General features: G+C 40.8%; 20 protein-coding genes and 1 tRNA gene. 7 read left to right on the top strand and 14 right to left on the bottom strand.

Translation table 11 applies throughout. The annotated features are described in order from the left end of the window. Positions 1-92: 92 nt before the first annotated feature. Together AC2IOM_RS07455 and xseA are read right to left on the bottom strand one after the other, a co-directional pair. Positions 93-569, bottom strand: a complete 477-nt coding sequence (locus AC2IOM_RS07455; RefSeq protein WP_486357998.1) for a transcription elongation factor GreAB — start codon at positions 567-569, stop codon at positions 93-95. Beyond that, positions 559-1,911, bottom strand: coding sequence for an exodeoxyribonuclease VII large subunit (gene xseA / locus AC2IOM_RS07460; protein WP_486357999.1), 1,353 nt, complete (start codon positions 1,909-1,911; stop codon positions 559-561). The genes AC2IOM_RS07455 and xseA overlap by 11 nt, the downstream gene beginning before the upstream one ends. A 131-nt stretch (positions 1,912-2,042) precedes the next feature. On the opposite strand from xseA, the gene guaB reads away from it, so the two are divergent. Next, positions 2,043-3,512, top strand: a complete 1,470-nt coding sequence (gene guaB / locus AC2IOM_RS07465; RefSeq protein ID WP_100913976.1) for an IMP dehydrogenase — start codon at positions 2,043-2,045, stop codon at positions 3,510-3,512. Positions 3,513-3,625: 113 nt separating this feature from the next. Further along, on the top strand, positions 3,626-5,200 hold the full coding sequence (guaA, locus tag AC2IOM_RS07470; RefSeq protein WP_100913975.1) for a glutamine-hydrolyzing GMP synthase: 1,575 nt from the start codon (positions 3,626-3,628) through the stop codon (positions 5,198-5,200). Positions 5,201-5,256: 56 nt separating this feature from the next. Here guaA and AC2IOM_RS07475 read toward each other — a convergent pair whose 3' ends face one another. Further along, the gene (locus AC2IOM_RS07475) at positions 5,257-6,276 is read right to left on the bottom strand and encodes a GGDEF domain-containing protein (protein ID WP_100913974.1); all 1,020 of its coding nucleotides are present in this window, start codon (positions 6,274-6,276) and stop codon (positions 5,257-5,259) included. Between the two features lie 182 nt (positions 6,277-6,458). Here AC2IOM_RS07475 and AC2IOM_RS07480 point away from each other — a divergent pair. From AC2IOM_RS07480 to rimI, 3 genes are all read left to right on the top strand, one after another. Next, a tRNA-Trp gene (locus AC2IOM_RS07480) sits at positions 6,459-6,535 on the top strand. An 88-nt stretch (positions 6,536-6,623) separates the two neighbouring features. Next, the gene (locus tag AC2IOM_RS07485; RefSeq protein WP_486358000.1) at positions 6,624-6,842 is read left to right on the top strand and encodes a hypothetical protein; all 219 of its coding nucleotides are present in this window, start codon (positions 6,624-6,626) and stop codon (positions 6,840-6,842) included. Continuing rightward, positions 6,827-7,273, top strand: a complete 447-nt coding sequence (rimI, locus tag AC2IOM_RS07490) for a ribosomal protein S18-alanine N-acetyltransferase (protein WP_486358001.1) — start codon at positions 6,827-6,829, stop codon at positions 7,271-7,273. Before AC2IOM_RS07485 ends, rimI begins: the two co-directional genes overlap by 16 nt. A 103-nt stretch (positions 7,274-7,376) precedes the next feature. On the opposite strand, the gene AC2IOM_RS07495 is transcribed toward rimI, so the two are convergent. Then, a complete protein-coding gene (locus AC2IOM_RS07495) occupies positions 7,377-10,049 on the bottom strand; it encodes an ATP-binding protein (RefSeq protein ID WP_486358002.1) in 2,673 nt (890 codons plus the stop codon). A 268-nt stretch (positions 10,050-10,317) separates the two neighbouring features. Between AC2IOM_RS07495 and AC2IOM_RS07500 the strand changes: the two genes are divergently transcribed. Beyond that, positions 10,318-10,758: a YfiR/HmsC family protein gene (locus AC2IOM_RS07500; RefSeq protein WP_158683300.1), complete on the top strand. Its 441-nt coding sequence runs from the start codon at positions 10,318-10,320 to the stop codon at positions 10,756-10,758. A 97-nt stretch (positions 10,759-10,855) separates the two neighbouring features. Here AC2IOM_RS07500 and AC2IOM_RS07505 read toward each other — a convergent pair whose 3' ends face one another. From AC2IOM_RS07505 to AC2IOM_RS07525, 5 genes are all read right to left on the bottom strand, one after another. Next, positions 10,856-13,144 (bottom strand): TonB-dependent receptor plug domain-containing protein, encoded by a 2,289-nt coding sequence (locus AC2IOM_RS07505; RefSeq protein WP_486358003.1) that lies wholly within the window; start codon positions 13,142-13,144, stop codon positions 10,856-10,858. Positions 13,145-13,311: 167 nt separating this feature from the next. After that, entirely contained in the window at positions 13,312-14,322 is a 1,011-nt protein-coding gene (gene darH, locus AC2IOM_RS07510; protein WP_105170486.1) for a BtrH-related acyltransferase DarH, read from the bottom strand. Further along, positions 14,291-14,722, bottom strand: a complete 432-nt coding sequence (locus AC2IOM_RS07515) for a DarG family dialkylresorcinol biosynthesis protein (RefSeq protein WP_336435473.1) — start codon at positions 14,720-14,722, stop codon at positions 14,291-14,293. Before AC2IOM_RS07515 ends, darH begins: the two co-directional genes overlap by 32 nt. 2 nt (positions 14,723-14,724) lie before the next feature. Further along, positions 14,725-15,873, bottom strand: coding sequence for a beta-ketoacyl-ACP synthase III (locus AC2IOM_RS07520; RefSeq protein ID WP_100913966.1), 1,149 nt, complete (start codon positions 15,871-15,873; stop codon positions 14,725-14,727). A gap of 5 nt (positions 15,874-15,878) precedes the next feature. Further along, complete coding sequence (locus AC2IOM_RS07525) at positions 15,879-16,793, bottom strand: dialkylresorcinol condensing enzyme (protein WP_486358004.1); 915 nt, start codon at positions 16,791-16,793, stop codon at positions 15,879-15,881. 92 nt (positions 16,794-16,885) lie between these two features. Between AC2IOM_RS07525 and AC2IOM_RS07530 the strand changes: the two genes are divergently transcribed. Continuing rightward, entirely contained in the window at positions 16,886-17,332 is a 447-nt protein-coding gene (locus AC2IOM_RS07530; RefSeq protein WP_336435471.1) for a DUF2141 domain-containing protein, read from the top strand. A 25-nt stretch (positions 17,333-17,357) separates the two neighbouring features. On the opposite strand, the gene AC2IOM_RS07535 is transcribed toward AC2IOM_RS07530, so the two are convergent. Genes AC2IOM_RS07535 through AC2IOM_RS07555 form a run of 5 tightly spaced genes read right to left on the bottom strand, consistent with a single transcriptional unit; the run spans position 17,358 to position 21,342 of the window. Further along, on the bottom strand, positions 17,358-17,939 hold the full coding sequence (locus AC2IOM_RS07535) for a hypothetical protein (RefSeq protein ID WP_486358005.1): 582 nt from the start codon (positions 17,937-17,939) through the stop codon (positions 17,358-17,360). Further along, a complete protein-coding gene (locus tag AC2IOM_RS07540; RefSeq protein ID WP_486358006.1) occupies positions 17,939-19,024 on the bottom strand; it encodes a beta-ketoacyl synthase N-terminal-like domain-containing protein in 1,086 nt (361 codons plus the stop codon). Before AC2IOM_RS07540 ends, AC2IOM_RS07535 begins: the two co-directional genes overlap by 1 nt. Next, positions 19,017-19,298, bottom strand: a complete 282-nt coding sequence (locus AC2IOM_RS07545; protein ID WP_010561839.1) for a phosphopantetheine-binding protein — start codon at positions 19,296-19,298, stop codon at positions 19,017-19,019. The genes AC2IOM_RS07540 and AC2IOM_RS07545 overlap by 8 nt, the downstream gene beginning before the upstream one ends. Beyond that, the gene (locus AC2IOM_RS07550; RefSeq protein WP_486358007.1) at positions 19,289-20,440 is read right to left on the bottom strand and encodes an ABC transporter permease; all 1,152 of its coding nucleotides are present in this window, start codon (positions 20,438-20,440) and stop codon (positions 19,289-19,291) included. Before AC2IOM_RS07550 ends, AC2IOM_RS07545 begins: the two co-directional genes overlap by 10 nt. Further along, positions 20,437-21,342 (bottom strand): ABC transporter ATP-binding protein, encoded by a 906-nt coding sequence (locus AC2IOM_RS07555; protein ID WP_486358008.1) that lies wholly within the window; start codon positions 21,340-21,342, stop codon positions 20,437-20,439. The genes AC2IOM_RS07550 and AC2IOM_RS07555 overlap by 4 nt, the downstream gene beginning before the upstream one ends. Between the last annotated feature and the right edge of the window lie 144 nt (positions 21,343-21,486).

A 21,486-nucleotide genomic window follows, 5' to 3' on the forward strand; every position in this document is an offset into this window, starting at 1 on the left:
CATCAGTACGATGAAAAAGGATATGCGATACATCAGGTTACAACAATCGATAACACTTATAGTTTTAATCAAAACACACTTATTGATAAGACTCAAACAACTTCGATAATTTCATATTCAGTTGCTTGCCAGTCAAAGCTAACAATATCGTCAATGGATTGCTTTAGTAGCTTTTTAGCAATGGGGGCACTTGGTGTAACAATTTGAATATCAGCATTATTTAAAGTGACTTTATTACCACCTGCAACGGCTAAAATATAAACCCATAACACACTTTCATCGTCACAATTTTCGAGCTTAATTAAATGGCCTAGTTGTATTTTCTGATTGCTAATTGGCTCTATCGATTCTTTAAGTACTTGAATTTCTTGTCTAAGCGCTTCAATGCGTTTACTTTGCCCTTCAGCTAAATAAGCCATCTCGATGCCGAGGCTGTCGTATTGGGTTTCGGCCTTACTTTGCTCGTGAGTGGCATCTTGATGTGCGTGTTTTGCAGATTGCACTGCAACCGCCAAGCTCGCTTCAAGCTGCTCAATAAGAGCGTGTTTGATAAGTGATTTATTGAGCATCGTTAGCACTCACATGTGAGACTTTACTGGTAACAGTGCCATCGGCAAATTGTGTGACAATGTTGTCGCCTTCAGTAATTTGAGAGACAGAGGTGACTACGCTAGAATCTTTTTGCGTCATTGAGTAGCCCCGCGCTAATACCGCAAGCGGGCTGGTGGCATTGAGTTTTGCCGCCAATACCGCAAGTTGTTTTTCTGCAGACTCTAATTGCTTTGCTTGACTGCTTTGAAGCCTGCTAACCAGATTATGCAACTGTTGCTGCGCGTGACTTAATCGCTTTTCGGGAGTGGCTTTTTCGAGTTTATTTTGCAATGTATGTTGCGCATATTTTGCTTGCTCTAATTTTCGTTGAATACTGTTGAGTAAGCGCATTTCAAGCTCATCACGTAACTGAGACTGCTGATTTAATTGGTTACTAGGGTGGTAACGCAGCAAACGCTGTTCAAATACTTGGTAGCTGTGAGCCGCATTTTGCAGGCGCTTTGCCATAAAGTGGTGCAATCGATTTTGTAGCACATCGATGTTTTGCACTAAGTGATTTTTATCTGGACTGACAATTTCGGCCGCTTGCGATGGTGTTGCTGCACGCAAATCTGCAACATAATCTGAAATAGTGGTATCAATTTCATGACCAACAGCGCTTACTACAGGCAGCTGAGACGCGAAAATAGCGCGAGCGAGCATTTCGTGGTTAAAGCACCATAAATCTTCCATTGAGCCGCCGCCGCGTCCAAGAATAATGACATCCACTTCATTGCGCTGATTAGCAAGCTGTAATTGTTCAATAAGTTGTAGATGCGCTTCATTTCCTTGCACCAATGCTGGGTAAATTACTACCTCTAGTTGCGGCGCGCGCTTTTCCAGTACGGTGAGAATATCTTTAATTGCAGCGCCAGTAGGTGAGGTAATAACCCCTAAACGGCGAATATTATTGGGCAAGGGCTTTTTAAATTCACTGGCAAATAAGCCTTCGCCAGCAAGTTGCATTTTAAGCGCGTCAAACTGTTGTTTTAACTGACCTTCACCTGCAGGCTCGATGTGCTCAACAATAAGCTGATAATCACCGCGAGGTTCGTAAAGTGATACGCGAGCACGCACTAGTACTTGGTCGCCATTTTTTGGTTTAAAAGTGGCACTTCTATTATTACCGCGCCACATAGCTGCGCGAATTTGTGCGTTATCGTCTTTTAAACTGAAATACCAATGGCCAGAACTCGGCGAAATAAAATTAGATATTTCACCTGTGAGTTGCAATGAAAAGAAATTTTGTTCGAGTAAGTAGCGTATCTCTTTATTGAGCAAGGAAACGGTATAAACTTTTTGTATCTGATTTTGCAACATAACAGTATGATTTAGCGCTGAATGGAAAATATTCTACCACAAAACATTAAATTTTATTTTACTAGAATGAAATTCGCTGATAAAATCCACCCGCAACTCCCTACACCCACAGATATCATGAGAAGTTGCAAATGCTTAGGATCGCTAAAGAAGCTTTAACCTTTGATGACGTACTATTAGTACCAGGCCACTCAACTGTATTACCACATACAGCTAACCTTAAAACTCGTCTAACGAAAACAATTGAACTAAATCTGCCAATCGTTTCTGCATCTATGGATACAGTTACTGAAGCGCGTTTAGCGATTGCGTTAGCGCAAGAAGGTGGTCTTGGTTTCATTCACAAGAACATGACAATTGCAGAGCAAGCTGCCAATGTACGTAAAGTTAAAACGTATGAGGCGGGCATTGTTTCTCACCCAGTTACTGTTACTGCAGACCTGACAATTGCCGGTGCACTTCAATTAGCACACGATAAAGGTTTCTCAGGTTTCCCTGTTGTTGATGCTGAAAACAACCTAGTTGGTATTGTAACAAGCCGCGATATGCGTTTTGAAACAAAACTAGACCAACCTGTTTCAACAGTAATGACTAAGAAAGAGCAGCTGGTAACAGTAAAAGAAGGCGCAGATCGTGAAACGATTTTAGGCCTAATGCACGAGCACCGTATCGAAAAAATCTTAGTTGTTAATGATGACTTTAAACTTAAAGGCATGATTACTGTTAAGGATTACCAAAAAGCACAAGATAAACCAAATGCATGTAAAGACGAACAAGGTCGTTTACGTGTAGGTGCAGCTGTTGGTGTTGGCGCAGGCACAGATGAGCGCATCGCAGCGTTAGTTGAAGCGGGTGTTGATATTCTACTTATCGATACTTCTCACGGTCACTCGCAAGGTGTTATTGACCGCGTAAAAGCAACGCGTGAAGCATTCCCTGATTTACAAATCGTTGCAGGTAACGTAGCAACCGCTGAAGGAGCAGTAGCACTTGCTGATGCCGGTGCAAACGCTGTTAAAGTAGGTATTGGCCCAGGTTCAATTTGTACTACGCGTATCGTAACAGGTTGTGGTGTTCCGCAAATTACAGCTATTTCAGATGCCGTTGAAGGCTTAAAAGGCCGTGATGTTCCAGTTATTGCTGACGGTGGTATTCGTTTCTCTGGTGATATTGCAAAAGCACTTGTTGCTGGTGCATCACTGGTGATGGTTGGTTCAATGCTAGCTGGTACGGAAGAAGCACCAGGTGAAGTTGAGCTTTATCAAGGCCGTTACTACAAATCTTACCGTGGTATGGGTAGCTTAGGTGCAATGAACCAAAAAGAAGGTTCATCTGACCGTTACTTCCAAGATGCTAAATCAGAAGAGAAGCTGGTTCCAGAAGGTATTGAAGGTCGCGTAGCGTATAAAGGTCCTATTGCTAACATTATTCACCAACAGGTTGGTGGTATTCGCAGCGCTATGGGTCTTACTGGCTGTGCAACAATTGAAGAGCTTAATACTAAGCCGCAATTTGTACGTGTTACCGCAGCAGGTATGGGTGAGTCGCACGTTCACGATGTACAAATCACAAAAGAAGCTCCTAACTACCGTTTAGGTTAATTCGCGCTTTTATTTATCGATAAGGCTAGCTTTTTGCTAGCCTTAGTTAATTGTATCCCGATTGAAATTGCCGTTTTCAATCGAGTTGTTGGATTTTTAGAAAGAGACAACTAATGAGCAAAAATATTCATGATTCTCGCGTACTGATTTTAGATTTCGGTTCGCAATACACTCAGCTTATCGCCCGCCGCATCCGTGAAATAGGTGTTTACTGTGAACTATGGGCATGGGATGTAACCGAAGAGCAAATTCGCGAATTTAACCCGCAAGGTATTATTTTATCGGGTGGCCCTGAGTCAACGACCGAAGAAAATAGCCCACGCGCTCCAGAGTATGTATTTAATGCTGGCGTACCTGTACTTGGTATTTGTTACGGCATGCAAACAATGGCAATGCAACTTGGTGGTCAAGTACACAGCTCAGATAAAAAAGAGTTTGGTTATGCGAAAGTTGAAAAAGTAGGTAACTGTGCGCTATTTGATGCAATTGAAGACCATATCGAAGATGGCATTGGCAAACTTGACGTTTGGATGAGCCATGGCGACAAGGTTATTGAGATTCCTGAAACGTTTGTGACATCAGCTAAAACAGATACTTGCCCACATGCAGCAATGTCTTGGGAAGAGAAAAAGTTCTACGGTGTACAATTCCACCCTGAAGTAACTCACACGCACCAAGGTTTACGTTTATTAGAGCGTTTCGTAATTGATATTTGTGGCTGTGAAAAATTATGGACACCAGCATCAATTATTGAAGATGCCGTTGCGCGTATTAAAGAAAAAGTAGGCGATGACGAAGTTATTCTTGGCCTATCTGGCGGTGTTGATTCATCAGTTGTTGCAATGCTAATTAACCGCGCTATCGGTGACAAGCTAACGTGTGTATTTGTTGATAACGGTTTACTTCGCTTAAACGAAGGTCAGCAAGTAATGGATATGTTTGGCGATAAATTTGGCTTAAACATCATTAAAGTAGACGCTGAAGACCGTTTCTTAGCAAACCTTGCAGGTATTGATGAGCCAGAAGCTAAGCGTAAATCAATTGGTCACACTTTCATTGAAGTATTCGATGAAGAAGCGGGCAAACGTCAAAATGCTAAATGGTTAGCGCAAGGTACAATTTACCCAGACGTAATTGAATCTGCTGCATCAGCTACTGGTAAAGCGCATGTAATCAAGTCTCACCATAACGTAGGTGGTTTACCTGAAGATATGGAAATGGGCCTTGTTGAGCCACTGCGTGAACTATTTAAAGACGAAGTACGTAAAATTGGTCTTGAATTAGGTCTGCCATACGACATGCTTTATCGTCACCCATTCCCAGGTCCTGGCCTAGGTGTTCGTGTTCTTGGTGAAATTAAGAAAGAATACTGTGACTTACTACGTCGTGCTGATGCCATCTTTATTGAAGAGCTACACAAAGCAGATCTTTACCATAAAGTGTCACAAGCGTTCACGGTTTTCCTACCGGTTAAGTCTGTAGGTGTAATGGGTGATGCGCGTAAATATGATTGGGTTGTATCACTTCGTTGTGTTGAAACAATCGACTTTATGACAGCGCGTTGGTCACACTTACCGTATGATTTCTTAGGTTTAGTATCGAACCGTATTATCAACGAAATCGATGGTATTTCGCGTGTGGTTTACGATATTTCTGGTAAGCCGCCAGCGACAATTGAGTGGGAATAATCCTACTTAGTTTTAGATATAAAAATGCCAGCTAGTAGCTGGCATTTTTTTATGTTTTAGAATAATTCGACGTCATCGGCGGAAGGGTGTTCTTGGCTATCTTCATCGAGAATATCGCCGTAATAAACACATTGGTTTCGTCCGCTATTTTTTGCTACGTAGAGCGCTTTGTCGGCATTTTCAATCACCGAAATAGGGAAGTCGTAAGGGCTCATTCTCGAAAAGCCAATACTTAATGTTAATTGTTCGACAAATGGAAATTTGTTATCTCGCACATATTGCTGGAATTCAGCCAGTTTTGACGTGATATGTTCAAGTGTTGTCGGTTCAAATACGACGACAAACTCTTCACCACCAAAGCGGAAAATTAAATCACTGGAGCGGAAAAAGAGCTGCATTTTTTGCGCAAGCGTCAACAGTACTTCATCACCGCATACATGTCCGTAGGTATCATTAACTTGTTTAAAGTGGTCAATATCAAGAATGGCTAGCCAAGATGACTCGTCATAACGTTTGTTACGGTTGCCCTGTAGTTGAGGCGTATTATGCGAATGTAACTGGTCTTCCAGCAGTTGTTTTATCTTGCGTTCAAACGTTTGTCTGTTGAGTAAGCCAGTTAATTTATCGCGTTCACTCTCGTTAAGAATGGTTAAGTAGTTTTCATAAATGCGACAGAGCGCATTTAGCGTAACTTGCTCACTGGAATTAAGGTGTTTAGCAACAATATACACAGCGCCTGATACTTGGTCGTCAATGACGACAGGGATCCAGCGTGTTTCGTTGCCGGATTTGTCTTGTAAGCTGATTGTGCAGGCAGACTCAAGGCAGCATTGTAGCTCCTTTGTTGGCTCTTCAATAATCTCGCGTGAACGCCAGTGAATTTTTCCCTGTTCGTCGCATAATAAAGAGGCACTCGACTCTATACCTTTGCCATTAAAACGCGAAAGGTCTTTGTAAAGCGCCGCTTCTGTTGGTTGCAGAAACTCACTAATTGTCGACAACAAGCTTAATTCAAGTGAATCTACATCGCGGTGTCGTGTAATTTTTACTACCGAGTTTAAGAGATCTTTTTGCAAAATTACCTCAGCTCCAGACTCCGTTCTGTATATTTTTCATAATTAATTCTTAATTTTCGAACAAATATAATTATTGGTCAATTGTAAAATTTGATTTTGATGTTATTTTGAGCATCTGAACTGAATTATGTTATTTTTTTCTTTACCTTTAGCAAAGAGTCCTTATAATGCGACGTCATTGCAGGGGCGTAGTTCCAATTGGTAGAACAGCGGTCTCCAAAACCGACGGTTACGGGTTCGAGTCCTGTCGCCCCTGCCACTTCTTTTTTCACTTTCTAAGTACTTCAATTTTTAATCTTTTTGTCATTATGGTTACAAACTGGTTAGCTACACTTTTCGATATAGAATTGCTTCAGCTCAAACAAAGCGACGATTTAACCCAGCAAAACAATGCGCAGTTACAAATTGACCTGAATTTGATGCTAGAATCAGCCGGCTTTAAGCTAGTGGTTACTGATCTAAATGTGCCTTTTGAAATAAGCGCTGGATTAGTAAAGGTGAGCAATTTGGGATTAACCGGCGAACAAAAGAAAGCATTGTGGCACACGTTATGGCAACAGATTTAATCGTAAAATTAGACCAAACCTATTTGCAGAATTTAATGACTATTGAACAGCAGTGTCATGCTTTTCCGATGTCTGAAAAACTAATGGCATCGTGTTTATCGGGGCGTTACAGTGCGTATGGATGTTTGCAGAGCAATACTCTTCAAGGCTTTTATATTTTAGAGCAAGTAGGTCCTGATTATACCTTGATGGATATTTGTGTTAGCCCTGAAAATCAAGGTAAAGGGCTTGCTAAAGCTATGCTTACTCATTTGTTGGGTGTTGTTAAAGCGGCAAATGGCGAGAATGTATTTTTAGAAGTGCGACAGTCGAATCTAGCCGCTATTCATCTTTACACTGCATTTGATTTTGTTGAAACAGGTGTGCGTAAAAATTACTATCCGAGCGAGTTTGGTCGTGAAGACGCGATATTAATGGCGCTTAGTTTTTAGTTATAAAAACAGCCGCTTCATTAATTCATCTAGATAACGAATCATTATTTTGGGTTAAGCATTACGCTTACAGCGCTATACCTAACCACATATTAAACTTGTCCTAATCTTCCTCTTTTAGATTAAGTATAAATATAATTGCTTGCTCAAGTTTGAGAATATGATAATCAAGGCCATCTTCATTATGGTCGCGAATACATGATTCTAATTCGGCGGCGGCATCACTAATATGATTAAAGCCAAAACAACCTGCACTGCCTTTAATGCTGTGGGCTAATGCGAGTAATTCATTGAGATCTTGTTGCTCATTTAAATGAGCGATTTGTTCTAATAAATTAGGTAGCTTAGCTTTGTAATTGCTACTGATTTGTTTAAAACGCTCGCCCTGGAATAACTCTTCCCAGTTTTGCTGACTGCTGCGGTCAAGCGCCAAAAATTGCTGTAATGTTTGTTCAAGTTGTGATTTATCAATTGGCTTTGCAAGCGCCTTGTTACACCCAGCTTCGAGATAGGCGTCAACATCGTTTTTCATTACGTTTGCCGTTAGCGCAACAATTGGCCCATCAAAGGCTGCATTACGCAGCATTTCTGTCGCCTCTAAGCCACCCATTACCGGCATTTGCATATCCATTAGGATCAGGTCGTAATCATTGGTTAATGCTTGCTCTACCGCTTCTGCGCCATTATTGGCAAAGTCAGGTGAGATGCCCCATTGACTGAGCAATAAGCGGATCAGGTCTTGGTTGTCTTTATTGTCTTCCGCGACCAAAATATTGCCTTCAAACTGCTGGGCATGGGTTGTGTGTTCTTCTTTTAACATTGCTTGAGCTGAATCGTCGCTGTTAATCATGGTGATTTGTTGGTTTTGATTGTTTGTTGCCACGATTATTTCAAAGGTACTGCCTTCACTTAGCTTGCTGTTTACAGTGATATCGCCACCCAATATCTGTGCTAGGTTTTTAGCAATACATAAGCCTAGCCCTGTACCACCAAACTTACGAGTAGTACTGATGTCGGCTTGCTCAAATGGTTTAAACGCGCGCTCTTGCTCTTGTTGTGACATACCGATACCACTATCAATCACGGTAAAGATTAGTTTCTCAGTTGAAGGTGAATAACGAACGTTTAATGCCACTTCGCCTTTTTCGGTAAACTTAACGGCGTTGCTACAAATATTGAGCAGTATTTGTTTAAGACGCGTTTCATCGCTATGAATAATGCTTGGCAATGGGTATTCGATATTTAGGCTTAAAGTAAGCTTCTTATCCATCGCCATTGGCTCAATCACGCTTTTAATATCGTTAATAAACGGAATAAGCTCCAATGCGCGTGTTTCAACTTCGAGTTTATCGGCTTCAATTTTAGAAAGGTCGAGAATGTTATTAATAAGCTCAAGCAAGTGCTTAGAGTTGCGCAATACGGTACTTAAATACTTAGCTTTTTTGTTATTTGATTCTTGCGTTAAGATGGTTTCGGTAAAGCCCATAATTGCTGTAAGTGGCGTGCGAATTTCATGGCTCATATTGGCAAGGAAACGGCTTTTCAAATGGTTAGCTTGCTCAGCTTCAATTATTGCTTTTTCGAGCTTTTTATTAATTTTTGCGATGGCTTGAGTACGCGTAACTACTTTTTCTTCTAAGTGCTCGCGATAGTCGAGTAATTCATTTTGGTATTGCTTAATTTGATTAACCATATGGTTAAAATCTTGAAATAACATACCTAATTCGTCACTGCGGTCGATTGGTAGTTTTACGTTGAGATTACCGTCTCCCACTTTATGGCTGGCCTCGGCAAGTGATTCAATTGGCTTTAACAGCATGCGACGTACAACTAAGAAAATAATGCCTGGTAAAAACACCGCAGTCGCAAGAATTAATAATGCGGTGTACATGGTTATGGTTTTACCTGCTTTATAGAGCGAATCTTTATTTAGCGCGGTAACAAAGTATAAATCATTGCCCATTGAGTGCGCTAAGATCATACGTTTTTCATCAGCTAACGTACGCAGTGCCACTTGACTAAAAAGGCCTGTATTGGCTGTTTTTTTCAGTAATTGCAGCTCGAATTCAGATACATAGCGGTTATTAATATCAACTTGATTGCAGAACAGGATTTTACCTGAGCTATCCATAATGAAATTAACCGTGTCAGAAAAGTAGTTATTAGCAACACTTTTCGCAATTTCACTGTTATTGATATGAAAAATTAAATATCCCAAAACTTTGGGTGAGTCGAGGGTAAATCGCGAATCAAATAAGCGATAGGTTAGATAAATCGAGGTGTTGTCGTTCTCTGTAACGAAAAACAAATTTTGTTGCTTACGACTATTTGTCAGCTGTTCGCTGAACGGGTAGCTTTCTCGTGTTTCAAGCACAGCTTTGGGGTAGTAACTAAGTACTTCGCCTTGTGGGTTAATTACACCAATGCTGAGAATGTGAGAAAATGAATCGACGTAATTACCAAACTCATCCACCAGTGCTGATACTAATTTTGTACGCTCTTTTGACGGGCGATTGTGTTCATCGTAACTGTAAATTAAGTACTGGCTGAGATCGGGTGAGGCGGAAAGTAATTCAATAATAGAACTGTACAATTGTGTGTAATTTTGGCTTTTTGAAACTTGCTGTTCGACAAAGCGTGTAACAATTGCTTCGGCTTGTTTTTCGGAAGAGCTGGTAACGTTGGAAAGGGAGAATACCCCTTGAATTGCCATAGGAATAATCACAAGGGGAGTAATATACCACAGCAGTCTTACACTCAACTTGTTGTTATTCATCGTTTTCCATTTTTCAGCAAAAGTTCTTCTATAATCTAGCATATTTTTGTACTAGTATAAGAATATAATTACAATCAGTACAATAATTTGCATGTATGTTGCATTGTCGTTTTGGAATACGATAGCTTATCGAAAAGGAGTCTCAAATAAGCATTATGTGTAAGTTTTACAGCAAGATAATAGTCGAACAGTGTTGCTAAACTCAGTTAATAAGTTAAAACGGCTATTCGTACTATTGTTAGTGCTTTTCAGCTTATCAACATTCAGCATGGCCAGCGAATTGCCGGCAAATTTGCAGGTTGTATTACTTTCCAAGTTAATGCCATATGAAAAGGCATTGTCAGTTAAGCCTAAGCTTTCTATTTTTGTTATTAATGACCAAGCAGTTTACCAGGCGTTTAATTTACTAAAAGCCAAACAGCGCAACGAGCAGCTAGGTAATATTAAGTTTGGTAATACACTACCAAACAAAGCTTACGATATTATTTACCTTGATAGCCAAGTAAATTTAAGTGATGCACTTATTTATAGTTTGAAGTTTAATAGCTTGCTGGTGACTAATGAAATTGATCTGGTAAAGCAGGGCATAACATTGGGGTTAAGTGTTAAAAATGGCCGCCCGATGTTCTTTCTTAATAAAAAGAGCAGCGATGCTACAGGACTTAGCTGGGATAAAACGGTGCTCGATATTGCAACGCTTTATAACTAACCTTGATTAGGTTAAACAATTAACCCTTTATACCAACACGCCTCTTAATAAGCACTAACGTGCCTATCTACGCTTTCAATTTCATTTAGATAGTCGATTAAAAGCTTACCAATACTTGTAACGCTAGGGTGCGTCCCATTTGCGGGTGATAGGCTGGTGTGAAACCCTGAGGATCGGCATTTCGCTCAATATCATACTCATTAATGTCGCTGGCGCCATCTTGCCTACCAACCAAGGTGTATTGTTTATCAAATAGGTTTTTAACAATGAGTTGTGGTGTAAGGTTTATGCCCGAAATTGTTAAATTTGGTGCTGATAGCACTAAGTTATATAGCGATAAACTAGGTGCATGCTTATCAAAATAAGCGTTACTGGTTGGTGCATTGCGATTGATTAGGTGATTTGCGCGTAAGTCAATTGTGAGGTTTGGCATAACGCGGTAATTAATGCCCCAATTAATTTTGTGATCTGTGGTGTGATTAAGCGCATTCGCAGCTAAATCTTGGTCGCCATCGGAGTAATGATAATTAAAGTACGCCGATATGCTTTGATTATAGGTATAACTCGTATCTAACGTGACGCCCCAGTAGTCGCTGTGTTTTGCGTTTTCATAGCTTACTGTGCTGCTAGTGTCGTAACGGAAGTTATTATTCTCATCACTAATATCTAGCCTAATACGGTTATCTTCTTTGCTGTAGTAAAGTGCGGTCTTAATATCTAACTGGTGTTTTTGCTGTTCGTAAAAATAATGGCTAACAAGCTCTGTGGTTCTGACTTGTTCTGGTTTTAGGTTTGGATTACCACGAAACTCATCATTGAGCTCAAAAATACTAGGCTCGCGGAAGGCTTGTCCATAGAGCAGTTTAAACACTAAGCTCTGGCTGGCGTTATAGTTAATTGCAGCTCTTGGGTTAGTTGTTCCGCCGTAGGCGTCACTGTGGTCATAGCGCATTCCTAAGGTGTAATTTAGGCGATCATTTAGGTAGCCTTGGGCTTCTACATACACCGCTTGTTCATCAACATGCTCAAGAGGGTATTCGCTGTATACATTGAGTCCTAATCCAGCCTCTGCCGCTAACCAATCAGATGATGTTGAAGCTTGTTGACCTATTTGATAATCGCCGAGCGAAACCACTTGGCCCATTTTCTTTGAGCGCATTAAGCGATAACCAATTTGCCAGTCTATATCGTATAGCTTTGAAATATTGAGTTGTTGTTCAAATGCGCGCTGTTCACTCACGCTATGATAACTTTTTATTAAATCTACAAAGCGATAGCTGTACTTAAAGCCGGTATCGGGTTTTTGTTCGTTTTCTCTTTGCCATATCCGCGTTTGCAATATCAGCTCGGGCGAATATTGGTAGTCAAAATCCAAATAATAGTGCTGTGCGCTTTGGTGTTTTTTATACGATGCATCGCGTGTTTGGTATTCAAAACCTGTTACATAGCTGCCGAGCCCTTGCTCCTGCTGCCAAGTATTAAAGCCTACCTTAATGAGTTGAATACCACGCTTATACTGATGTGGATTTTGCCAAACTAGTTTACCTCTTAATGCTGAATCATCGCTTTGGTTATTAAATCCCGCGCCTTGATATTGGTTAGCAAATGGGTGTGGCGTATTGGTGGTGTAGCCGTTGGCGTTATAACTCTGTAGTTGATAATTCGGAAATAAATGATTGGCAAAGTAGCCTGCAGGGTCGTAGCTTTCAAGCCCTGAATCTCCATCGCGTTTAAAATAACGACCAGCAAGTTGCAAGCGCAATTCTGAAAGTTGATGGTTAAGCATAAACTGCGCAGACTGCGTGCCGTGCTCTCCGGCAAGTAAGCTCATGCGCTGCCCTGATGTGTTTGCGGCACTTTTTGTAATAAAGTGAACAACGCCCGAATACGCATTGGCACCGTAACTTGCAGAGCCTGGGCCTTGTACTATTTCAATGCGTTCAATATCAGCGAGAATTTGCTGATTGCCCCAAGGCTGCGACCAATTAAATGCGATATGGTTTTGTACAATGCCGTCAATCATAATGAGCAATTGCACATTACCTGGGGTGCCACCGATCCCACGATTGATACTGTGGCTAGTGTATTCCCCAGCACCATCATAGTGATTGCTAAAATCAAAACCGGGTACATCACGTAAGATATCAATCAGGTTTTGGTATCCACGTTGCTTTATTTGCTCTGCGGTGACTATTTTAATATTTGCAGGGGCATCAAGAAGTGAGCGCTTTTTGCGGCTAGCAGTTTGCACTTGCACATTGAGCAAGTCTTTTAAACTAAGTGCTTGTAGAGATTCCAAATCGTAATCAATAGCGTCAGCATGATTTGCTTGAGCTGAAATAGCTAAAAGTATTGCAACACTGAGAAAATTAATTCGGCTAGCCATAGCTGTTACACATTCAATATCGAATATTATTAGATTTATAGGTCAACGATAGCACAGTTTAGTTGCAATAGGTATTTATGCTAAAAGCCTATGGCAGTGGTTGTAAACAACTCGACACATAGGCTTAAGGTTGGCAGTAATAAAGAAATTACTTACTAATATATGGGTTATTTAATTGCCAGCAGGCGGGCTCTCAGTTCTGTTTCTTGCTTAGCGCAATCACGTAACTGCGCCGCGATATCGCTAAGTGGTACAGGTGTCTTACTGCGGCAGTGATTAACAGCAAGCGACGCAAGATTACGCCAGTTATCACCGATTTCAGTTGCCATTTGCGATGCTTCAAACATTGCTTGATTGTTTGTATAGTTTGCAGCTTCATCTAAAAAGCTGGCAAACATAAAGCGAAAACCAGCGCCACCTGTGCCGATTTCTTCTTGCATTCGTACAATATGCGCCAAAAATAAATGACGGTATTTCTTTGGTTTGCGATCGAGTCTTTCAATATCTTTCGCTAACTTTTCCATACCTTGGGTGCCAAACAAGTTAATGCCCGGAACTGGTAAACCAGCCATCATTTTTGCTGTTTTCTTTATGCCAGAATAAATATGTGGTGTTAAATCCACTTCTTTTGGCACATTATCAACCCAATACATTAAGCCTTTTGGTGCAAGTGCACCTTTACTAAAGCGTGCTTTTTCTAAATCACGTTTAGGGCAGGTTACAGTATGTTCAAAAACAGGGTCGCTAATTTGGTAGTGATCGTTAGCATCAATTCCGTAAACCATTAAATTGTGTGCATTAAAGTGAAAGCGCATTTCATCAGGGAAGTAGGGCAACCAATAAACCGAGGTTTGTAAACCAACTACTTTGCCTTCGGCTAAAACCTCATCTAGTTTTGCCATACCTTTGTCAGCACTTGAGAATTTTTCTCGGTGCAAGGTAATGCCAAGCTTTTTAGTCACTGTATTAATAATGGTTTTTGGCGGCATGCGATAAGCAATCAGTGGCATACCGGCTACTTTAACGAATGGCAAATAGGCAAAGCTCATTGCCGATGAAATACCAAACGCCATTGGCTCAGAAATGTTGAAGCCATTGGTTGATAGCATATTTGATACAACGCCACTTTCGCAATGTGAAGATTGGTTATGCACTAGGTTGTTTAAAACTGGCGTCATGTTGCTCTGGTATTTCCTTTAATTGTTGTTCGGTAATGGCAAGTGCCTCGCAGTAACGGGCGAGGGCTTTGGTTGAAAGTGTGTTAAATACACGTGGCTTAAAATGGCGTTTTATTTGCCACTGAAAAAAGCCCGTAACTTGAGATAGGGATAACACATCGTGACGTGCGCAAAGCATATGGTACTTAAGTGCTGAAACCTTGCCTTGCTGCACTTCGGCTAAAGTATCTTCGGCTTGTTGATTAAGATCGTCAACAGCATACTGGGTGGCAAATGATTCGACATCCCAGCCAGACGACTTTACACCGGCATAATGGCCCGTTTCATCAACGGCATATACCAGCTTTGATTGTCCTTGGTAAATTTTTGAGTTGTCCTGAGGGACCTGATCTTTTTTCACCGTTATTCAACCGTTAACTGCATAAAGCCACTTGAGAAACGACCACTTTCAGGAATGTAACAAAGTAACTGCTGACCTTTTTCAAGGGTATTCGAACGCAGTAGCTCCGATAACATAATGAAAATAGAAGCCGAACCTGTGTTGCCTCGCTCAGTTAAGTTGGTGTACCACTTTTCGTATGGAATCGTAAAGTCGATGTTTTCAAGTCCTGCATATAAACGTTCTCTGAAATAACCCGATGAGTAGTGAGGTACAAATAAGGCGTAATCACTGGCAACGAGTTTACGTTTTTCAATGATGCGGCTTAGTGCGTCTTCTACGGTATATTTTACAATGTTTTCGTTCAGTAAACGCACATCTTGCTTGACCGTCATAATCGACTGTTGTGTCACCTCTTCTGCAGAAAAACGGGTCCAGCTTTTAAGTTGACCGTCATCTTGTTTTACTGCACCGGCGTACATACAGGTTTCTAATTCATTGGCATACGAAATAATATCAATCCAATCGATTCTCAGATTGAGTTGTCCCGCTACAGGTTTGTTTTGTAAAAATGCGGCACCTGCACCGTCAGACAGCATCCAACGTAAGAAGTCTTTTTCAAAGGCTACTTCAGGGTTTTGTTCAAGTGTTTCTACTTTGTGTTGGCATTCTTTATCGAAATTTTTAGCAGTCATCATGCTAGAAGCAATTTCACTGGCAACCACTACGCTGTTTTCAACTTCTTCAGCTTTAATATTCAGGTAGGCATACTTAAGTGCGGTAACACCACATAAGCAAATGCCTGAGGTTGATACCACTTCGCAGGGCGGATTGTTAAGTTCACCGTGCACCATTACGCCATGGTTAGGCAATGTTTGGTCTGCTTGGCTGGTACTCGCAATTAAACTTTGAATCTGATTAAGTTCAGTTGGATCAGTAAAAAGGCCTTTTACTGCTTGTGCTGCAAGCGACGCATTTGTGTGCGTCATTTCTTTGGTTTCTGGATCGATTGCGTAATAACGTTGCTTAATTTTGTTGCTTCGCAAAATTACAGCGCGTGCTCGTGATGGTTTATTGCCAGCCATTCCGAGCAGATTTTCCATTTCTTTGTTTGATACAGGCTGGTTCGGTAAAGCGTCAGCCATCGCTGTAATATAAACAGGACTTCCCATATGTACTACTCTCCAGATGGTTCAGCGTAATAGGCTTTTTGTTTTGCAATTTTTTTGCGTGTTAACGGCGCTATTAGCTTTTTAATAATTGCGGTAATCGGCACGACGGTGAGGATTAAAGTCACTAAGAATACAACATACACACTTAATCCAACGGCACGGCCAAAGCTTTGCTGTGAGCCGAATTTTTTAAGAATTTTCGACCAAATAGAGAAGCTATGGTTGCCAACGCGTTCACTCGCAATCAATTTTTCATTTATCTTAACTGCCTTCATGCCAAAAAACATTGGGCGGGTAATCTGGGTATCATTCAATAACAAGCGTTGTCTGATAGCATAACCAAAGCGTTTTGCATCAGCGATATCTGTTTGTGATACACCTGCCGCAGGCACCCAACTAAGTGGCTTTTTCTTTCCTGTCATCATCCAAAGTGGTGTCGCTAAAAAGCTAAATGCAGCCCCGCAGTCATCGCTAAGCACGACGTTATCGACCAAGTTCGCATCGGCATCGGCTAATAGCTTTTTCATTTTTTCTTGCGCTGATAACCACATGCCGCGACAACCGATCAATGTAACAACAGGGGTGTCTTTAAAAAGCTGTTTTGTTTGCGGTAATTGCAAGAAAGATGAAATTGGTAACGAAGGGGTTAAAAACCACACTTGATAACTAAGGATAATTAAGTCGTATTTTTCAAATTGAGTTTCAAACGGTTCTAGCTCAATTGGATCCATTGCGACGGTTTCAGGAAATACACGAAAGAACTGACCGAACGGCCAAGGAAAGGGGAAATCCACCTTAGGTTTGATCACTAAGTGATCAACTGTAATCTCTTTATTTTCCTTGAGAGGACCAACAACTGAGCCCAAAATGCTTGATAGTTGCCCAGTTTGTGAATAGTTAACAGTTAGAACTTTGCGCATTATTAAGACAGTATTTATTCCATTAAAAAGAAGTTATTATATAAAACATTAATATCTAAGTGAATCTTAATTGGACAATGTTTTGTATGTTAATGTTTAAGCGAAGTATTATTTTGTCGGTTGCCTTATTTAGCGCTGTCTCCAACGCTAATAGCTTATCACTTGAGGTTGAAAATGATGTGGCTGCTTTGGGTACTTTGCATGTTCAGCTTTTTCAGTCAGAACTCGGTTTTTCGCAAGATTCAAAAGATTGGCAGTCGCTTACGCCTTATCAAGAACAGCATATTGCGATTAATGGTCAAAATGTCTCTGTTGATTTTAACGATTTGCCAACGGCTTGGTACGCAGTTCGTTTATATGTTGACGAAAACGCCAATCAAAAGCTCGATTTATCTCGCGCAGGTATTCCCAAAGAAGCGGTAGGTTTTTCCAATAACCCTATGTTATTTGGCGGCAAACCTAAAATTGCCAAAACCAGCTTTAAATTATCTGAAAACAGTAAAAGCCAAATTAAATTAATGAAAGATAAACGAAAATAATCGTTTATCTTTCAAATAGAATAATTTAGTTCACCACAAACGGTGTTTTTGCACCAGCATCCAATTGAGCGATTAGTTCGTGTGCATTTACGTCTGTTACTTGCTGCGGTGCTAATTCAACTAAAAGCGCGTAACAGCGGCGCGTTTTTTCACTTTCTTGCCAAATTACAATAATTGCAGCGTCGGAGTTTTGCTCAGATAAATCCAGTTCTGCCACTAACAACGTTTTACTTAGTTTGTTGTCGGTGCACCCTAAGAACAAATTGGTTGCTTCTAGGTTGAACTGTTTTGCCAAATAGTAATTTGCAGCATTGCCTACGGTTGCAACAAAATCGAGCGGTTTAAGCGGTGTATTTTGTGCTAAATCGAGCAGTAAACTTTGCAATAATTCCAATGAAAAATACTGTGCAGCACTAAACAGTGCGTAACGGTTTTCACTGTTTAAGCTCGATGCAATTTTAGCAACAGCTTTCATTGCGGTTAATGTAAAATTATCGAGTCTGCGTCCATTAATCGCAAAATCGTGTTTTAATTCTTGGCGCAGTTGCTTATTGGTTTTGTCGCGTGGTTCGTCAACAATCGCGTAGTTCAGTACGTTTAATGTCATCAAGCCACCTCAACAATTAATGCCGCGTTATTACCACCAAAACCACAGTGATTAAGTAATATATGCTGGTAACTTGATAGTAGCTTTGCGTCACTAAACGGCCTTAAAATTGTATCTGTGTTTAGGTATTCTGGCCTTGGTATAACAAGCTGTTGCTGATGCAAGTAGTCCATTAATGCTAATTCTAATACGCCACAAGCCCCTAAGGTGTGACCAGTAAAAGGTTTAAAGGCAAAAATAGGCGCATGCTCAAGCCATTGATTAAATGCGTTTAGCTCAGCCTGATCGTTATTTAAGGTGGCCGTGCCGTGTACTTTTATCAAATCAATTTGTTTAGCATCTAGGTTGGCTTTTTTAAGCGCCATTTCAATAATCGCTTGAATATGTACGCCAGATTCTTGTGTCATGGTTAAACTGTAGTGATCACAGCCTGAACCATAGCCAACCAATTTTAACTGCGATGGTGAGGTTGTGTGTTTTGCCATAACTAACGCAGCAACGCCTTCACCAAGTACCAACCCAGAGCGAGACTCACTAAAGGTACGTAGCCCTTGGCTACTTTGTAAATCGAGTGAATAAAAGCCTTCTACCGTTAGCGGGTTGTAAAACTCACAGCCAACAACAATGACATACTGCGCTTTATTTTGGTTTAGCAACTGGTCGGCTAAAATAACCGCGTTAGTGCCCGCAGTGCATGCTGTGTTGATGGTTAGGTGTAAGTCAGAAGTAGCAAACTGCTGCTTTAAATAACCACTTAAACGGTCGGTATTTGTAAGCCAAATAGTTTGCTCAGGTTTGGCTTCTACCGCACTGACATCTAAGCTGGTTGAACCGAGAATAATCGCAGTATTGGCAAGCTGTTCAGCAGTTAGTCCTGCTTTTTTTACAGCATTGCCTACAACACTTGAGAGCGATGAAAGAATACGCTTTTCGCTGGTATCAACAGGTAAATCTTGCATTGCAAAAAACGGCACGTCAATTTGCTCTGCCGTTTTTACTGTTTGAAACTGCGTTGTGGAAAACTGTAATTCATTGCCGCGGCCACAGGCCGACCACGAATCAGAAGCAATAATATAACTAGGCAAGGTCTTTACTTTTTTCGCGTTCAATAAGTGCAACTATGGTGTTTATTGAGTAAAGGTCTTTACGACTTTCTTTTGAACTTTCAACACGAATACCAAAGTTTTGTTTGATAATTAAAGCAAGTTGTAGGGCATCAAGTGAATCTAAACCGACTTTAGAGTCATTGCCAAACAGCGGCGCATCGTCTTCGATTTCGTGCCATTCTATCTCATCTTCCTTGTCACACTCTTCAACAATAAGTTGTTTAAGTTTGTTTTTTAATTCTTCTATTTCCATTGTAATTTCCTAACTTTTAACTCGAATAGCCACAGTGCCAATACACCACAAATCACTGAAAAGATTATTAAAGGTAGGGCAGTGGTTAAGCTGAGTACGTCCGAGTCTGAGATAAATAAATTTTTAAGTCCTGATTGCGCCCAGTGCATAGGCGAAAGCTGCGCTATAGTTTGCATCGCCTTGGGCATGATGTCTAGAGGCACCATTAAGCCACTAATCGCCGCAAGTAAAATGTTAGTGCCGCCGCCTATTACAATCGCTTGTTCATGACTTTTTATTTGGCTTGCGATAACCGCGCCAAAGGTCACGGCCGTGGCACAGGTTACGGCTAATAAAGGAAGGGCGGGCACAAGTTGCAATACGTTAAGGCTAGGCGCATCGACCAATTTAGGTATAACCGTAAAGCCAATAATCATCAGTACAATCGCTTGCGTGAAACTGACTAAATAAAACGCCAATAGTTTGGCCGAAAAATATGCGGTATTTGAAATTGGAAAGGTGGTAACGCGCAATAACGTACCGTTTTGGCTTTCACTAATAAGCGTAATTGAAATCGGCAAAACAATAAAAAACACACCAAATACTAACCAAGATGGAATACTGTGTTGTACTGCTTGGTAGTTTTCTTCGCGCTTAAACGACACCAACTTCAATTGGTTGGTTTGCTCGCTCACTTGTGACATTTGCTCTGCAAGCGGCATGGACTCAGATAATTGCCCAGCATCGAGTAAGTAAATATGGAGCTTTACTTTCGCCAAAGCAATTTGCAAATGTTGCTTTGCTAAGCTGGTCATCTGAGGTGATAAGCTAGTTGCATGGCTAAAAGTGATCACAGAATTTGCCTGATCAGCAAATAGGGCACTTTCAAAGCCACTGGCAAGCTCAAGCGTAACATCGGCTTGTTGGTTTATATCTTGGCTAAATCCCACATCACTTAAATAGGCTTTGAGCAGCGATTCTGCCAAATTGCTATCCTGCTGGGTGATGTTTAAATTAATTGATTTAGTTAAATCTTCCGCTTTATTACTCAGTGCAAATGTCATAATCAACATAAAGCTAATCGGCATTAAAAAGAGCACAGCTAGGCTATGTAAGTCGCTAAAAATAAGCCGGAATTCTTTAATGATACTCGCTTTAATCATAGTTCTGTAAACAGCTCTTTATAGTAGTTTTCGAGGTGTAGTGTTGAATAATTGATTTCACTAATAGGCGGTAATGAAACTTGGTTAAGCTGTGCGAGCAAAGCAAGCGGCTCTTTACACGAGCTTATTTCAATTTGGCTTGGTGAGTTTAATTGTGTATTTGGTAATAACGCTGTAATGCCTGCGATGGCATCGTCGCACAATGCACTTTCAAAGTTAATTTGCAGTGGCGCATTTTCGCTGTGAGCTGTTATATGAATAAGTTCACCACGCTTTAAACCATAAATCGTATCGCAAATTTGCTCTACTTCGGTAAGTAAATGCGAGGTGTAAATAATGGTTGTGCCTTGCTGTTTTAATGTGGCAAGTAGCTGCATAATTAGCTCACGAGAAACCGGATCAATTCCTACCGTTGGCTCATCTAAAATCAATACGCTAGGCTGTTTTAACAGTGCAATTGCCAAGTTTAAACGGCGTTTATAGCCACCTGATAAATTATCGGCTTTTTTGCTGCTTACGTGACTCAGTTGGCATTGGGCTAAGGTGTTTGTAACTAACTCATCGCAGTTATTCGTTTTGAGTAAACTGGCAAAATACGCTAGATTTTGCTGAACCGTAAGACGCTCATAAAAAGCGTACTCTTGCGGCACAAGTGCCAGCTGTTGTTTGATAAATTGTCGTGGTGTGGCGTTATCGCCATAGCAAACAGAGCCTGTTTGAGCACTGAGTAAACCAGTAATAATCGAGATTAAGGTCGATTTACCCGCACCATTTGGCCCAATTAAACCAACGCATTCACCTGGCTTTATCGCAAGAGAAAGATTATTAAGCGTATCGACATCATTACTTTTGTATCGAAAACTGAGTTGCTGCAGTTTAATAATGAAGTCGTGATCTGGCACTTACGTTCTCCCTTGCCATATATGGATATCAATTCAATATGCGTAGTTAAATTCAAAGAAAACCAACATATTAGACATAGTTAATCATTCTAACATGAGGATTTCTTGCGAAGACAGTAATTTTTTAATGGCACAGTGATGCAT

It is taken from the genome of Pseudoalteromonas sp. NS-SX12 (genome assembly GCF_057367955.1).

Coding starts and splice junctions, on each gene's coding strand:
- AC2IOM_RS07455 (WP_486357998.1), bottom strand. CDS start 569: ATGCTCAATAAATCACTTATCAAACACGCTCTTATTGAGCAGCTTGAA.
- xseA (WP_486357999.1), bottom strand. CDS start 1,911: ATGTTGCAAAATCAGATACAAAAAGTTTATACCGTTTCCTTGCTCAAT.
- guaB (WP_100913976.1), top strand. CDS start 2,043: ATGCTTAGGATCGCTAAAGAAGCTTTAACCTTTGATGACGTACTATTA.
- guaA (WP_100913975.1), top strand. CDS start 3,626: ATGAGCAAAAATATTCATGATTCTCGCGTACTGATTTTAGATTTCGGT.
- rimI (WP_486358001.1), top strand. CDS start 6,827: ATGGCAACAGATTTAATCGTAAAATTAGACCAAACCTATTTGCAGAAT.
- AC2IOM_RS07495 (WP_486358002.1), bottom strand. CDS start 10,049: ATGAATAACAACAAGTTGAGTGTAAGACTGCTGTGGTATATTACTCCC.
- AC2IOM_RS07500 (WP_158683300.1), top strand. CDS start 10,318: ATGGCCAGCGAATTGCCGGCAAATTTGCAGGTTGTATTACTTTCCAAG.
- AC2IOM_RS07505 (WP_486358003.1), bottom strand. CDS start 13,144: ATGGCTAGCCGAATTAATTTTCTCAGTGTTGCAATACTTTTAGCTATT.
- darH (WP_105170486.1), bottom strand. CDS start 14,322: ATGACGCCAGTTTTAAACAACCTAGTGCATAACCAATCTTCACATTGC.
- AC2IOM_RS07520 (WP_100913966.1), bottom strand. CDS start 15,873: ATGGGAAGTCCTGTTTATATTACAGCGATGGCTGACGCTTTACCGAAC.
- AC2IOM_RS07525 (WP_486358004.1), bottom strand. CDS start 16,793: ATGCGCAAAGTTCTAACTGTTAACTATTCACAAACTGGGCAACTATCA.
- AC2IOM_RS07530 (WP_336435471.1), top strand. CDS start 16,886: ATGTTTAAGCGAAGTATTATTTTGTCGGTTGCCTTATTTAGCGCTGTC.
- AC2IOM_RS07535 (WP_486358005.1), bottom strand. CDS start 17,939: ATGACATTAAACGTACTGAACTACGCGATTGTTGACGAACCACGCGAC.
- AC2IOM_RS07545 (WP_010561839.1), bottom strand. CDS start 19,298: ATGGAAATAGAAGAATTAAAAAACAAACTTAAACAACTTATTGTTGAA.
- AC2IOM_RS07550 (WP_486358007.1), bottom strand. CDS start 20,440: ATGATTAAAGCGAGTATCATTAAAGAATTCCGGCTTATTTTTAGCGAC.